Here is a 12,837-nt window from a genome sequence, read left to right as displayed (position 1 = left end):
GAGTTGGGGCGCCGCCCTGGACGAAGTCCTTGGGGGAGACGTTTTGGCCCCGAAATCGACTGTTTTGGGGCCAAAACGTCGGACGCAGCGGGATACTGACCGTGTCACCGAGGCGATTGTCACGACGCCACGGCACAATGGAGGGGTGACTCTCTATCGTGATCAGGCGGTCGTCCTGCGCGTCCACAAACTGGGCGAGGCCGATCGCATCATCACGCTGTTGGCGCGCGAACGCGGTCTCGTGCGCGCGGTCGCCAGAGGCATACGCAAAACGAGCTCGCGCTTCGGCGGCCGGCTTGAGCCGTTCATGAACGTCGACGTCCAATTTGCTGAAGGTCGCAGCCTCGACACCATCACGCAAGTCGTGACGTTGTCGCCCTTTGCCAAAGACTTGGGCAGCAACTATCCGGCCTACACTGCGGGCACCGCGATGCTTGAGACCGCCGAGCGGCTCGTGTCCGAAGACGGCGAGCCAGCTGTTCAGCAGTATCTTTTGCTGGTCAGCGCGTTGCGAGCCCTCGCTGGCGGACAACTCAATCCGGGGTTGATCCTCGACAGCTATCAGCTGCGGGCATTGTCGATCGCCGGCTACGCGCCGACATTCTCCGAGTGTGCGCAATGCGGGATCGAAGGTCCACACCGCAACTTCCATGCTCCGTCCGGCGGCATCCTGTGCGATACCTGCAGGCAAGCCGGATCGGCTAATCCGTCACCGTTTACCGTTAGCCTGCTCGCCGCATTGTTGAGCGGTGATTGGGTTATCGCCAATCAGGCCGATGATCGTTCTCGCCGTGAAGCCAGCAGCATGGTCGGTTCCTACTTGTCCTGGCATTTAGAGCGGGGCTTGCGCTCGATTGGGCACGTGGACCGATGATTCGCAAACCCACACCGCATCCGAGTGGAGCACTACCTCCCAATATCCCGATCGATCAGGTCCCCGGCCACGTCGCAATCGTCATGGACGGCAATGGCCGGTGGGCAAAATCTCGCGGATTGCCACGCACCGCGGGCCATGAGATGGGCGAGGCCGCACTGTTCGACGTTGTCGAGGGTGCGATCGAGATTGGCGTCAAAGCGGTTTCGGCCTACGCCTTCTCGACCGAAAATTGGAAACGCTCGCCCGATGAAGTCCGCTTCCTGATGGGCTTCAATCGCGATGTCATACGCCGTCGTCGCGATCAGATGCATGAGCTCGGCGTACGCGTGCGCTGGGCCGGTCGCCGTCCGCGCCTTTGGCGCAGCGTGATCAAGGAGCTTGAAGTCGCCGAAGAGCTCACCAAGGACAACGACGTTCTGACGCTCACGATGTGCGTCAACTATGGCGGCCGGGCCGAGATCGCCGACGCCGCCGCGGCGATGGCCCGCGATGCGGCCGCCGGCCGACTCAACCCAGCGCGGATCGATGAACGTACCGTCGCAAAATATCTCGATGAGCCGGATATGGCTGATGTCGACCTGTTCTGGCGGACGTCGGGGGAGCAGCGCACGAGCAACTTTCTACTGTGGCAATCGGCCTATGCAGAGCTTGTGTTCTCCGACATTGCCTGGCCCGATGTCGATCGGCGGGCGTTGTGGGCAGCGATCGAGGAGTACGCTGCCCGCAGCCGTCGATACGGCTCGGCCTGAATCTTCTGTCACCGCTAAGGTGGAGACTGTGCGTGTAGCGAGATTTGCGGGTGATGATGACCCCCGCTTCGGTGTCATCGGAGACAAGGACGGCGTCTCCACAATTGCCGTCCTCAAGGGCGATCCGCTGTATGCGGGCTTCGAGCTGACGGGGGAGAAGATCGCGCTGGCTGACGTACGTCTGCTTGCGCCGGTCATTCCGCGGAGCAAGGTCGTGTGTGTCGGAAAAAACTACGCCGACCACGCCGCAGAGATGGGTGGCGTCGTGCCCGACGAGCCGTTGATCTTCCTGAAACCCAACACGAGTGTCATCGGTCCCGGTGAGCCAATTTTCTACCCGGCGCAATCAGAGAACGTCCATTTCGAGGGTGAACTTGCGGTCGTGATCGGGCGTATCTGTAAGGACGTTCCCGCCGATGATGTCGCGAAAGTCATCTTCGGCTACACCATCGGCAACGACGTAACAGCGCGCGACCTGCAGAAGAAGGACGTGCAGTTCACCCGCGCCAAAGGCTTCGACACGTTCTGCCCGCTCGGCCCGTGGATCGAGACCAATCTCGACCCCGCCAATCTGTCGGTACGCACCGAACTGGGCGGGGACATCAAGCAGGACGGCCGAACCTCCGACATGATGTTCTCGGTCCCTAAAATCGTCGAATTCGTCTCCTCGTTCATGACACTTCTTCCCGGTGACGTGATCCTCACTGGTACGCCTGCGGGGGTCGGCCCGATGCAAGTCGGCGATCGCGTGAGTGTGACCATCGAGGGCATCGGCACCCTGACCAATCCGGTGGTAAGCAATGACTGAAGCCCAATCGTCCGCCCCTACTCGGCCGGTGGTGGCGCGATTCGCCCCCTCGCCGACCGGCAATCCGCACGTCGGTATGGCGCGGACTGCGCTGTTCAGTTGGGCGTTCGCGCGTCACCACAAGGGCAAATTCGTGTTCCGCATCGAGGACACCGATGCCTCGCGTGACAGCGAGGAGTCCTATGAACTCCTGGTCGACGTTATGCACTGGCTTGGGCTCGACTGGGATGAGGGCCCCGAGGTCGGCGGGCCGAATGGCCCCTACCGCCAATCTGAACGGATGGACATCTACGCCGATGTCGCCGCACAGCTCAAATCGGCCGGCAAGGCATACCCGTGCTATTGCACATCTGCCGAGCTCGAGAAACGTCGTGACGCGGCCCGCGCTGCTGGCAAGTCGAGTGGATATGACGGGCAGTGCCGCGCGCTGACTGACGACGAGCGTGCCGCGTTTGAAGCCGAGGGCCGCACGTCGGTGCTGCGCTTTCGGATGCCTGATCGTGATGTGACGTTCACCGATTTGGTGCGCGGCGAGATTACCTTTGGTGCCGAGAATGTCCAGGACTATGTGCTTGTTCGGGCCAACGGCCACCCGCTCTACACGCTCACAAATCCCGTCGACGACGCCATGATGGGCATCACCCATGTGCTGCGCGGCGAGGATCTGTTGAGTTCGACGCCGCGGCAGATCGCGTTGTATGAAGCGTTCGCCGAGATTGGTGTCGGCGGCGGCTTCACGCCTGAGTTCGCACATTTGCCGTATGTCACCGGCGCAGGCAACAAGAAACTGTCTAAGCGCGATCCCGAGTCCAATTTACTCGGCTATCGCGATCAGGGCTTCCTGCCTGAGGGCCTGCTCAACTACCTCGCGCTGCTTGGTTGGTCGATCGCCGATGATCATGACGTGTTCAGCATCGCCGAAATGGTTGAGGTATTCGAGATTGGTCGCGTCAACCCCAATCCCGCTCGCTTCGATCTCAAGAAGTGCGAAGCGATCAACGGTTCACACGTCCGCGAATTGCCGGTTGCTGAGCTTGAGGCCCGGCTCATACCGTTCTTCCAGAAGGCGGGGCTCATCGCAGACCCGCCGACCGATGCTGAGGTGGCTCGACTCACCGAGGCCACGCCACTGGTCCATGAGCGTATGACATTGCTGCCCGAAGCGGTCGACATGCTTCGCTTCTTGTTCATCGCCGAGCCGGACTTCTCGATCGATGAGAAGGATCGCGCGAAGAATCTCGACGCGGGCGGCATATCGGCAGCACGTGCCGCGCGCGATGCGCTATCCACGGTGACTGAGTGGGACACCGATTCGATCGAATCAGCCCTGCGCACGGCACTCATCGAGGGGCTCGGGCTCAAGCCGCGGCTCGCATTCGGGCCGGTGCGGGTAGCGGTCACGGGAAGCCGTATTTCGCCGCCGTTGTTCGAGTCGCTGGAGCTGCTCGGCCGGGAAACGTCGCTGGCCCGGCTGGCTGCTGTGCTGGACTGATCCCGGTTTGAAGTCGGCCGCGTCCGTCCGGTAAACTCGGCCCTCGGTTCAGACTCCGGTCAGAACCATTGGGATATGGTGTAATTGGCAACACAGCGGTTTCTGGTACCGCCATTCTAGGTTCGAGTCCTAGTATCCCAGCGAGACTCCACCGATTGCCGGTTTCGTGCCAGCAGTTGGTAGGGTTTTCCCGCTTGGACTCACGTCGAAGCAAACGCTTGGCCCCGTTGTGTAGCGGCCTAGCACGCCGCCCTCTCAAGGCGGTAGCGCGGGTTCGAATCCCGTCGGGGCTACCAAGCAAATAGTGCCCCTGACCTGCAGAGATGCTGGTCAGGGGCACTTCGCTGTTTGGGGGCTCAGGGGCGGTTGGCAACAGATTGGCAACAGCAGAATCAGGCACTGCGGCTGCGACGGCTGTTCGACGGGTCTTTTTGAGCCTGTCGCGCTCCGCTGACTGAGCCATGTCCATGGCAGCCGACACCTCGTCGAGACGATCCTCGAACAGATGCCCGTAGGTGTCCAGCGTCATGGTCGCTGACGCGTGGCCGAGCATCTTCTGGACCACCTTGACATCTGCCCCCGACGCGATGGCGAGGGAGGCGGCGGTGTGGCGTAGCTCGTGCGGGTGCAGGTCGGAAACGCCGATGACGGCAGCTGCGGCTGTGAACGCGCCGCGGAACGTCGAGACTAGTAGGGGAGCGCCATTGCGAATGCCGGCGATTGATACCTCGCGTCGCTGGTGGGACTTCGGCGCAATAGGCGACTTTTAAGGCTTCGACGCTCGTGCCCGTCGATGGCGGCCACGGGGATGAGCCAGCAACAGATCGCCGACGCGGTGGGCATCTCACAGCTGGCGAGTCGGACAGTCCCGTCGTCTCGGATCGCCTGGTTGAGGTCGGCGACTTGTTCGCGCGTGTCAGCCACAACGAGTGCACCAGTTCAGGCTGGAATCCAAGGACTTTCGGAGTCTGTCGAATGGCCGTCAAGGACACGCAACAGTCAACTATTTAGAGCATTGCCACGCGCCAACCTGTCTGCTGTTTTTAGCCGGTTATGCACTGACGAACCTGGCGGTCTTCGCCATAGGTTCGGCGGCCACCATCGTAATGGGCTGGCGGCCGGGCCGCTCTGGCTCATCCTTGACAACCGCCAGAGCAGCTGCAGATCTTGGCCAACGCCCCCGGATAGGGTCATGTCCGGTAGTTCAAGGCGATCATCATTCCGGTCTCGCCGTGGTAGATGTTGTGGCAGTGCGTCATCCACGAGCCTGGGTTGTCGGCCTGCAGTTCCACCGATAGCGATGACATCGGCTTGACAAGGACGGTGTCTTTGCGTAGCCCGTTGGTCAAGGCGAAGGTGTGGCCGTGGACGTGCATGGGGTGGGTCATCTGGGTCATGTTCATCATTTGTAAGCGCACCCGGTCGCCCTTGTTGATCAGGATGGGGTCGTTTTTGCCGTACGGAGCGCCATTGATGGCCCATCGGTAGGGCGCCATCTGGCCGCTCAGGTGCACCCTCTTGGTGGCGTCGGGGTCCCTGGCGGGAAGTCTGGTTGCCACGGCCGGTTGTAGGTCGCTAGCCTCGAGAATCGCGCCGTCGAGTTCGGCCGGGTGGACGGTTGGGCTTGGGCTGTTGCCGGTCCCGGTACGGATGAGGGCCATGGCCTGCCCTTTCTTCCCATACGGTGCGGCGACGAGCGGGAAGACACCGTCCTTGAGGGTCATGATGGCGTCGTAGCGTTCGCCCATACCGATGTAGAAGGCGTCGGTCTCACGCGGTTGGACCGCGAAGCCGTCGGTGTGGGTGATGGTGAGCCGGTGCCCGCCAGCAGCGACCGTGAAGAGGGTGTCGGAGCCGGCGTTGATGATGCGTAGCCGGACACGTTGGCCAGGCTTGCCGCGAAGGACGTTGGGGGCTGTCGGGACCCGGCCGTTGATCAGATAGTGCGGGTAGGCCACGTCGCCGGCATCCCCGAACGGCGGATCGCCCATGCCGCCGCCCATACCGCCCCCGCCCATGTCCATGCCGCCCATCCCTCCCATGTGACCGGAGTTGCCGCCCTTGGCGGCGCGGAGTTTGGCCAGGACGTCATCGGGGGTGCGCCCGGTGCCGTCGACCCAGTCATCGAGGACGACGATCCACTCTAGGTCGTAGTCGCCGGGCTCGCCGGGGTCGTCGATGATCAGGGGCGCGTAGAGGCCTCGGTCGAGTTGTACGCCGACGTGTGGATGGTAGAAGTAGGTGCCCGGATCAGGTGCGGTGAACTCATAAAGGAATGAGCCGCCGGCCGCGATCGGCTTCTGGGTCAATCCTGGGACGCCGTCGGCCTCGTTGCGCAACGCGATGCCGTGCCAGTGCACGGTGGTGTCGGCCGGGAGCTGGTTATCCACACGGATTCTGAGCATGTCACCCGCGGTCGCGCGGATCAGCGGACCGGGTGCCGTATTGCCGAACGCCCACGTGTCGACAGTGGTGCCGCCGAGATCCAGGGTCGTTGGCTTCGCGATCAGGGTGCGCTCGACCACGCGCTGCCCCGGAGTCGGTGACAGGCGAGTCGCAGGCCCGAAGGTGCGCGTCGCACCGGTACCAGATCGCGTTGAACAGGAGGCGAGTGCGCTCGTGGCGGCAACGGCCAATCCGCCGAGCAACAGGCTGCGGCGCGAAGGTTCAGACATGATTCCTCATCCAAGTGGGGTGCAAGCGAAACAACTGCCGGGGGCAGCCAGACTTGAGTCTGCCGCGCCTAATCGGAGTTCTGGCGCGGGTTCGATGAAGGTTTGACGAAGATCGCCAGCCATCAGCCGTGTATCGCTAGTTCCTGGCGGTTGAGGCTCAGATCGCGTGCAGCCGGACCGTGAACTCGGCGCCACGTCCTGGTCCAGGGCTGGTGGCGGTGATGTGGCCGCCGTGGGCCTGGACGAGTGCTTTGGCGATGCTGAGTCCGATCCCCGAGCCCCCGTCGGCGCGAGTTCGTGCGGTGTCTGCGCGGTAGAAGCGGTCGAAGACATGGTTCAGGTGTTCGGGTGCGATGCCGTCGCCGGTGTCGGTCACCACGTACTCGACCCAGGGGCCACGCACCGAACAGGTGATTTTGACGGTGCCGCCAGTTGGGGTGTGGCGTAGTGCATTGTCGATCAGGTTTGTGAGCACTTGGCCGATGCGGTCCGGATCGACCAGCACCTGGGCGTCGGTCTTCAGATCAGTCTCTAGGCTGATGCCGGCGGCGGCAGCGTGGTCGCTGGCTGTCTGGGCTGCGGCGGCCGCGAGTTCGGCCGCGATGATCGGCTTTCGCGCGATGTCCAGGGTTCCTTCCTCGGCACGAGAGACGGCCGAGATGTCTTCGGCGAGCCGCCTCAGCCGCTGAGTGCTCAACCGAATCACACCGAGGGTGTCGGCGTCGAGGGTTCGGATGCCGTCCTCGATCGCTTCCAGGTGGGCGTCGACGGTGGCCAGCGGGGTGCGCATCTCGTGGGCGAGGTCGGCGAGCATCCGGCGCCGGGTGATCTCGGTGCTCTCCAGCCGCTCCGCGAGCGTGTTGCTGGTGGCCGCTAGGACCGCGAACTCTCGGCCGAGCCCGGGGTCGTTGACGCGTACGTCGTACTGCCCGGCGGCCACATGGGCCGCGGCGGTGGACACCTGCGCGATGGAACGCTGCACCCGGCGCGAGAAGTACCACGTCACTGCCAGGGCGGTGACGGTCGCGACGATTAACGCGATCGAGATCGCGAAAGCCAGAGAGGAAGTGAACGCAGTTTCCACGTGGCGCGTTTCAGAGGCGGTGTGGGCGACGCCCGCCCGGTGCAGATGGTCACGGAAAATACGGGGGCCAACGATCGCGGCGACGATCCAGGTCGTCACCGCGCCGGCGAGCAACACCAACGCTTGGGCGCCGAGCAGCCGAACCCCAAAACCGGTCCGGCGGCGTTCGCGACCACTCATTCGCCACTGCCCATCCGGTAGCCGACCCCGCGCACGGTGCGCACGTAACGGCTGTCGGTTGCGTCGTCGTTCAGCTTTCGACGCAGGTGCCCGATGTGGACATCGACCAGATGCTCATCGCCCACCCAAGCCGTTCCCCACACGTGGTCGATGAGCTGGCGCCGGGTGAAAACAATCTTCGGCCGCTCCGACAAGGCGGCCAACAGATCGAACTCGGTACGGGTCAGCGCCACTGGGTCACCGCCGAGCCAGACGTCACGACCAGCACGATCAATGGCGAGCGCCCCGAAAGAGTCAGTCCGCGCAGTCGCGTCCCCATCGTGAGCAAGCGGGCGAGGGCGTCGCAGCATCGCCTGCACACGCGCCATCAGCTCGCGCGGGCTGAACGGTTTGGTGAGGTAGTCATCAGCCCCCACCGAAAGCCCGATAAGAGTGTCCACCTCATCGCTGCGGGCGGTCACCATAACCAGATAGGCATCGGAGAAGGTACGCAGCTGCCGGCAGACCTCGACGCCATCCAGGCCCGGCAGACCGAGGTCCAAGACAACGACATCGGGATCGACTTCGCGTGCGAGCTCAACTGCCCGCAGTCCGTCACCGGTCGAGGACGCATCGAACCCGTCGCGTTCAAAATAGCTGACGAGCAGCCCGGCCAACGCTTCCTCGTCTTCCACGATGAGGGCTCGCATTCCGGACCGTGGCTTGTCCGGAGCGGCAGTCGTTCCGGCAGCCTCGACTCCCGGCGGGTACTCGGCCCCCAGTGGTTGACTGGAACTCACAGACGACATGGCCTCTATGGTGCCAGCCCGGACCCCGCGAAGACGTAAAAAGTGGCTCTGGCGGGGTTTCTTCAGCGAACCTTCACACAATCGCTACTAGACGAGTCGGGCGCGTGAGTCATGGTGGAGGTACACGACAAATTGAGGAGTTGTTCACGATGATGGATTGGTATGGAAACGGGATGGGCACAGGAGGCTGGGTCGCCATGATCACGGTGATGACGATCTTCTGGGGCCTGGTTATCCTTGCGGGCGTCATGATCTTCCGCAACGGCGGGAGTCGCAGTCTCGGCGGCACGCGAGACGGTGGCACACGAGACCGAAACGCGGGTGAGATCCTCGATGAGCGGTTCGCGCGCGGCGAGGTCGAGGTCGAAGAGTACGAAGCACGCAAGGCGGTCCTCCGTGGGAGCGCGCGCTAACGCCACCGACGCGACGACGGCTGACTGAAGATGACGGTGGCCTGATTATCTCAAACCGAGCAGACGACAGAACACGAGTGAAACAGACAAGGGAGACCTGATGAGCAGCTACACCATCACGACCATGATCAACCAGCCCTACGACAATGCTGTCGCGGCGGTTCGCGAAGCCTTGGGCGACCAGGGTTTTGGAGTGTTGACCGAGATCGACCTCAAGGCGACCCTGAAGGAGAAGCTTGACGTCGACGTCGAGCCACAGATCATCCTCGGCGCTTGTAGGCCGCCGTTGGCATACGCAGCCATCCAGGCCGAGCCATCAATCGCAGCGCTGCTTCCCTGCAACGTGGTCGTTCGCGCACTGGATCAAGAGACCACGCTCGTGGAAGCGTTCGACCCCGACGCGATGATGGGGCTCGCCGACAATTCGGCACTGAACACGATCGCAAGCGACGCCAAGGAGCGTTTGGTCGCAGCCTTCGCGACGCTCGATAGCACGCAGTGAACCGGCGTATTGCGACCGTGGTGGTCCTCCTGTTGTTAGGTGGGGTGCTGGCGGGATGCGGGAACGGCCAGAACGCAACCGGCCAACCAGCGTCGGGGCCCGATGCGGTGGTTACGGCCGCCGGCCCCCCATGGCCGGCTCCGACCAACGTGGCCGAACGGGTCGCACTCGCCGGCCTCCGCTTGGGCCCGATGGGAATGGCCGAGCACTATCACCCTCAGCTGAGAGTGATCGTCGACGGAGAGGATGTGCCCGTTCCGTCCAATATCGGCGTCGATCCAGCCAGCGGTGCCATGTCTGCAGTACACACCCATGAGGCCGACGGAACCATCCACATAGAAGCCGACACCGTTGGCGAGAAGTTCACGCTGGGCCAGCTGTTCACCCAGTGGGGCGTCGACCTGCGTCGTACCCAGATCGGCGGTGCCAAGGCGGCCACGGGCGACGCGGTGGTCGTCACCAGCAACGGCGTGCAGGTGAAGGGCGACCCGAACGATCTCCGCCTGGAGCCCGATCAACAGATCGTCGTGCGACTTGGGTCGCTCGCGAACAAATAACTCTTCCGAACTCCAAACATTGGTGCATCGTTATTTATGTGTGCGGAGCGTCTCCTGATGGCGATCGGGTCGAAAGTCACCAGCGCCCTCCACCGCGTTGTTGGTCTCCCCGGTCATCGCAGCATTCGCATTGCCTTTCTTCTCGGTCAGCGTGATCGGCAATGCCTGAGTCTGCGCGCACAAAAGCTTTGGCGCCAAGCGGTCCTGCAGCGTCTGTCAGACTTTAACCGGGTGGCGTGGGCGTAAGTTCACTTCGGCTTCGCTGAGCTTGGGAACATGGTGTCGCAGGGCGTCCTCGGCGGTATGGGCGAGAATGTGTGATTGCTCGAGAGTGAGGCTCGGTGATGCGGTTACGACCGATTGGGCGTGGAGTCGGTGCCCGATCCAGCGGAGCTGGATCGAGAACACTCCCTCGACACCCACGGTGTCCAGTAGCGTTTGCTCGGCCAGATCGACAAGGGATGGGTCGACGCCGTCGAGAAGTCTTCTGAACACTTCGATGACGGCACCGCGTAGGACGACCAGGATGGCCATTGTGATCAGGAGGCCGATGATCGGGTCGGCGAGTGGGAATCCTGCCAACACTCCGATCGCGCCGGCGGCTACTGCCAGTGAGGTGAAACCGTCTGCACGAGCGTGCAGGCCATCGGCAACCAAGGCGGCCGAACCGATCTTGCGCCCGACTCTGATCCGGTAGACCGCAACCAACTCGTTGCCGGCGAATCCGATGATTCCTGCGGCTAGGACTACCCAGACGTGGGTGATCGGTTGTGGGTCGACCAGCCGTCGGATCGACTCATAACCTGCGCCGACCGCGGACAAGGCGATCATGAGGACGATGAACAAGCCGGCGAGATCTTCGGAGCGGCCGAGCCCGTAGGTGTAACGGCGCGTGGGGGGCCGGCGAATCAGGATGAAGGCGATCCACAGCGGGACAGCGGTCAGCGCGTCCGAGAAATTGTGGACCGTGTCCGCGAACAGCGCCACTGATCCAGTCAGAAGCACGACGGCCAGTTGGGCGAACGCAGTCAGGCCAAGAATGACCAGACTGATCTTTAGGGCACGTATGCCCTCGTTGCTCTCCTCCAGAGCGGTGTCGATCGAGTCGGCTGCGTCATGACTGTGAGGTTTGAAAATCGAGAGGAAGATTCCGCGGAAACCATCATGAGTATGCGGATGATCGTGCCCCGCATCACCAGGATGGCCAGCATGGGGGTGGGTATGGCTGTGGTCGTGGTTGGGGTGTGACATCTCAGTGTCCGCGATGTGGTTCGAGCTGGTGCACGTTTGCACTGTTCCGGTGGTGCGCGGGGGTGCCTTCGCCTTGATGTTGCGCGTGGTGAATTCCGTCGAGTACGAGTTGGCGGGCATGATCGCTGTCGAGCCGGTAATAAATAGCGTTTCCATCGCGCCGGGTCTGGACCAAACGAGCCAAGCGAAGTTTCGCCAGATGCTGGGACACCGAGGCTGGTGCCTTGCCGACGCTCACGGCGAGTTCACTGACCGACTTTTCTCCGTGCAGCAGCACCCACAGCAACGTCAGTCGGGTGCCGTCTGACAGCATCCGAAACACCTCGACCGCGAGGTCTACGTCGTCTTCGGACGGCAACCGCGTACTACTATCTGCATCCATACGCATATAGTAGTACGCAACCCCAACGAGGCCCTCGCTGGAACCAAGATCAGTCTGTCCGGCGAGCATCGGTTCCATCAGACCCGGCGCCCCCGGAGATCTCACACAGCGGACGTGGATATGGGCAGGGTTTCCCGTGTCCAGGACGGTTCTAGCTGGGCCCGGTGAGAGCCGCGATCTGGTGGTGTGGCGCCCAGGATCGCGCCGCGGGCGAGGTTGCCTTTGGTGCCATGGCCACGGCGAAGGCTGTGGTGATTGGGACTGCGAGAACTAGTCCGATAGCTCCGACGAGTGTGCGCACGATCTCCTGACTGATTTGTTCGGTGGTGGCCATTTCGGCCAGTCCGCGCTGGTAGGCCGAGATGAGCAGCAGGATCGTCATCGCCGTTCCTGCATAGGCGAACACGAGCGTATAGACGCTCGAGGCAATGTGATCGCGTCCTATCCTCATCGCCGAGGTGAAGAGTTCGCGGGCCTGTGCGGCGGGCTTGGCGGCGCGCAGTTTCCAGACTGCGCTGGCTTGGGTGACGGTGACGTCGTTGAGGACACCGAGTCCGGCGACGACCATCGTTGCCGCGACAACGCCGGAAATTTGCAGGTGTGGAGCAACCGCAATGAGCGTCTGGTCGTCCTCGGTTCCGATGCCGGTCAGATTGGTCCAGCCCGAGGCGAGGATGCCGAACCCGGCTGTCAGCGCGAGGCCGCACAGAGTCCCGAATACTGCTGAGGTGGTGCGGATCGATACGCCGTGCGCGAGGTAGAGCACCGCGAGCATGATCGCGGTGGAGCCCACCACGGCAACGGGCAAGGGGCTTTCCCCGGCAAGGAATGCAGGGAGCATGAACTGTGTCAGAGCAAGGAGTGTGACACCGATGCCGAGGATGGCGAACAGCCCTTTCCACCGGGCAACTGCCACCACGACGACAAAAAACATCAGTGCGAGCAGCGTGGCAAGCATGATGCCGGCGACGACTGCGGCGAGTATTTTCGCAAAGCCGGGTCTGGGCGGTCCGGGATCGACCGGTCCGTGCGAATGGGTGTGTGTCATGAGAGGTCGTGTCCTGACTGAAGAATGAAGT

At 62.8% G+C, this 12,837-nt stretch carries 14 protein-coding genes, 2 tRNA genes and 1 pseudogene; 9 read left to right on the top strand and 8 right to left on the bottom strand.

Annotation, left to right across the window (positions count from 1 at the left end; all coding sequences use genetic code 11):
- Nucleotides 1–145: 145 nt before the first annotated feature.
- From recO to AC2YB9_RS12405, 6 genes are all read left to right on the top strand, one after another.
- The gene (gene recO, locus AC2YB9_RS12430) at nucleotides 146–874 is read left to right on the top strand and encodes a DNA repair protein RecO (protein WP_487265656.1); all 729 of its coding nucleotides are present in this window, start codon (nucleotides 146–148) and stop codon (nucleotides 872–874) included.
- Nucleotides 871–1,626: an isoprenyl transferase gene (locus tag AC2YB9_RS12425; RefSeq protein WP_487265655.1), complete on the top strand. Its 756-nt coding sequence runs from the start codon at nucleotides 871–873 to the stop codon at nucleotides 1,624–1,626. The genes recO and AC2YB9_RS12425 overlap by 4 nt, the downstream gene beginning before the upstream one ends.
- Nucleotides 1,627–1,654: 28 nt before the next feature.
- Complete coding sequence (locus tag AC2YB9_RS12420) at nucleotides 1,655–2,434, top strand: fumarylacetoacetate hydrolase family protein (RefSeq protein ID WP_487265654.1); 780 nt, start codon at nucleotides 1,655–1,657, stop codon at nucleotides 2,432–2,434.
- A complete protein-coding gene (gene gltX, locus AC2YB9_RS12415; protein ID WP_487265653.1) occupies nucleotides 2,427–3,926 on the top strand; it encodes a glutamate--tRNA ligase in 1,500 nt (499 codons plus the stop codon). The genes AC2YB9_RS12420 and gltX overlap by 8 nt, the downstream gene beginning before the upstream one ends.
- Nucleotides 3,927–3,995: 69 nt before the next feature.
- A tRNA-Gln gene (locus AC2YB9_RS12410) sits at nucleotides 3,996–4,067 on the top strand.
- A gap of 79 nt (nucleotides 4,068–4,146) precedes the next feature.
- Nucleotides 4,147–4,222: transfer RNA gene (locus tag AC2YB9_RS12405), tRNA-Glu, on the top strand.
- Between the two features lie 212 nt (nucleotides 4,223–4,434).
- On the opposite strand, the pseudogene AC2YB9_RS12400 reads toward AC2YB9_RS12405, so the two are convergent.
- The 4 genes and pseudogenes from AC2YB9_RS12400 to AC2YB9_RS12385 form a co-directional block, all read right to left on the bottom strand.
- A pseudogene (locus AC2YB9_RS12400) lies at nucleotides 4,435–4,638 on the bottom strand (tyrosine-type recombinase/integrase); the annotation flags it as partial.
- 478 nt (nucleotides 4,639–5,116) lie between these two features.
- Complete coding sequence (locus AC2YB9_RS12395) at nucleotides 5,117–6,601, bottom strand: multicopper oxidase family protein (protein ID WP_487265652.1); 1,485 nt, start codon at nucleotides 6,599–6,601, stop codon at nucleotides 5,117–5,119.
- 157 nt (nucleotides 6,602–6,758) lie between these two features.
- Nucleotides 6,759–7,865 carry a sensor histidine kinase gene (locus tag AC2YB9_RS12390; protein ID WP_487265651.1) on the bottom strand — a complete coding sequence of 369 codons (1,107 nt, stop codon included), beginning with the start codon at nucleotides 7,863–7,865 and terminating at the stop codon, nucleotides 6,759–6,761.
- A complete protein-coding gene (locus AC2YB9_RS12385) occupies nucleotides 7,862–8,653 on the bottom strand; it encodes a winged helix-turn-helix domain-containing protein (RefSeq protein WP_487265650.1) in 792 nt (263 codons plus the stop codon). The genes AC2YB9_RS12390 and AC2YB9_RS12385 overlap by 4 nt, the downstream gene beginning before the upstream one ends.
- Nucleotides 8,654–8,850: 197 nt before the next feature.
- Between AC2YB9_RS12385 and AC2YB9_RS12380 the strand changes: the two genes are divergently transcribed.
- From AC2YB9_RS12380 to AC2YB9_RS12370, 3 genes are all read left to right on the top strand, one after another.
- On the top strand, nucleotides 8,851–9,066 hold the full coding sequence (locus tag AC2YB9_RS12380) for an SHOCT domain-containing protein (RefSeq protein WP_487265649.1): 216 nt from the start codon (nucleotides 8,851–8,853) through the stop codon (nucleotides 9,064–9,066).
- A gap of 100 nt (nucleotides 9,067–9,166) precedes the next feature.
- The gene (locus AC2YB9_RS12375; protein ID WP_487265648.1) at nucleotides 9,167–9,568 is read left to right on the top strand and encodes a DUF302 domain-containing protein; all 402 of its coding nucleotides are present in this window, start codon (nucleotides 9,167–9,169) and stop codon (nucleotides 9,566–9,568) included.
- Between the two features lie 191 nt (nucleotides 9,569–9,759).
- The gene (locus AC2YB9_RS12370; protein ID WP_487265647.1) at nucleotides 9,760–10,125 is read left to right on the top strand and encodes a hypothetical protein; all 366 of its coding nucleotides are present in this window, start codon (nucleotides 9,760–9,762) and stop codon (nucleotides 10,123–10,125) included.
- A 30-nt stretch (nucleotides 10,126–10,155) separates the two neighbouring features.
- Here AC2YB9_RS12370 and AC2YB9_RS12365 read toward each other — a convergent pair whose 3' ends face one another.
- From AC2YB9_RS12365 to AC2YB9_RS12350, 4 genes are all read right to left on the bottom strand, one after another.
- The gene (locus tag AC2YB9_RS12365; RefSeq protein ID WP_487265646.1) at nucleotides 10,156–10,287 is read right to left on the bottom strand and encodes a hypothetical protein; all 132 of its coding nucleotides are present in this window, start codon (nucleotides 10,285–10,287) and stop codon (nucleotides 10,156–10,158) included.
- Between the two features lie 54 nt (nucleotides 10,288–10,341).
- Complete coding sequence (locus AC2YB9_RS12360) at nucleotides 10,342–11,376, bottom strand: cation diffusion facilitator family transporter (protein ID WP_487265645.1); 1,035 nt, start codon at nucleotides 11,374–11,376, stop codon at nucleotides 10,342–10,344.
- 1 nt (nucleotide 11,377) lies between these two features.
- A complete protein-coding gene (locus AC2YB9_RS12355; RefSeq protein WP_487265644.1) occupies nucleotides 11,378–11,758 on the bottom strand; it encodes an ArsR/SmtB family transcription factor in 381 nt (126 codons plus the stop codon).
- A gap of 151 nt (nucleotides 11,759–11,909) precedes the next feature.
- Nucleotides 11,910–12,806, bottom strand: a complete 897-nt coding sequence (locus tag AC2YB9_RS12350) for a YibE/F family protein (RefSeq protein ID WP_487265643.1) — start codon at nucleotides 12,804–12,806, stop codon at nucleotides 11,910–11,912.
- Nucleotides 12,807–12,837 lie beyond the last annotated feature (31 nt).

Source organism: Aeromicrobium changchenzhani, from assembly GCF_057586615.1.
The sequence above is the reverse complement of the archived record's forward strand: the minus strand, read 5'-3'. Positions and strand labels throughout refer to the sequence as shown.

What these genes read in the sequence shown, in the direction of transcription:
- AC2YB9_RS12425 (WP_487265655.1), top strand. Translation starts at nt 871, where the DNA reads ATGATTCGCAAACCCACACCGCATCCGAGTGGAGCACTACCTCCCAAT.
- gltX (WP_487265653.1), top strand. Translation starts at nt 2,427, where the DNA reads ATGACTGAAGCCCAATCGTCCGCCCCTACTCGGCCGGTGGTGGCGCGA.
- AC2YB9_RS12395 (WP_487265652.1), bottom strand. Translation starts at nt 6,601, where the DNA reads ATGTCTGAACCTTCGCGCCGCAGCCTGTTGCTCGGCGGATTGGCCGTT.
- AC2YB9_RS12390 (WP_487265651.1), bottom strand. Translation starts at nt 7,865, where the DNA reads ATGAGTGGTCGCGAACGCCGCCGGACCGGTTTTGGGGTTCGGCTGCTC.
- AC2YB9_RS12385 (WP_487265650.1), bottom strand. Translation starts at nt 8,653, where the DNA reads ATGTCGTCTGTGAGTTCCAGTCAACCACTGGGGGCCGAGTACCCGCCG.
- AC2YB9_RS12380 (WP_487265649.1), top strand. Translation starts at nt 8,851, where the DNA reads ATGATCACGGTGATGACGATCTTCTGGGGCCTGGTTATCCTTGCGGGC.
- AC2YB9_RS12375 (WP_487265648.1), top strand. Translation starts at nt 9,167, where the DNA reads ATGAGCAGCTACACCATCACGACCATGATCAACCAGCCCTACGACAAT.
- AC2YB9_RS12370 (WP_487265647.1), top strand. Translation starts at nt 9,760, where the DNA reads ATGGGAATGGCCGAGCACTATCACCCTCAGCTGAGAGTGATCGTCGAC.
- AC2YB9_RS12360 (WP_487265645.1), bottom strand. Translation starts at nt 11,376, where the DNA reads ATGTCACACCCCAACCACGACCACAGCCATACCCACCCCCATGCTGGC.
- AC2YB9_RS12355 (WP_487265644.1), bottom strand. Translation starts at nt 11,758, where the DNA reads ATGGATGCAGATAGTAGTACGCGGTTGCCGTCCGAAGACGACGTAGAC.
- AC2YB9_RS12350 (WP_487265643.1), bottom strand. Translation starts at nt 12,806, where the DNA reads ATGACACACACCCATTCGCACGGACCGGTCGATCCCGGACCGCCCAGA.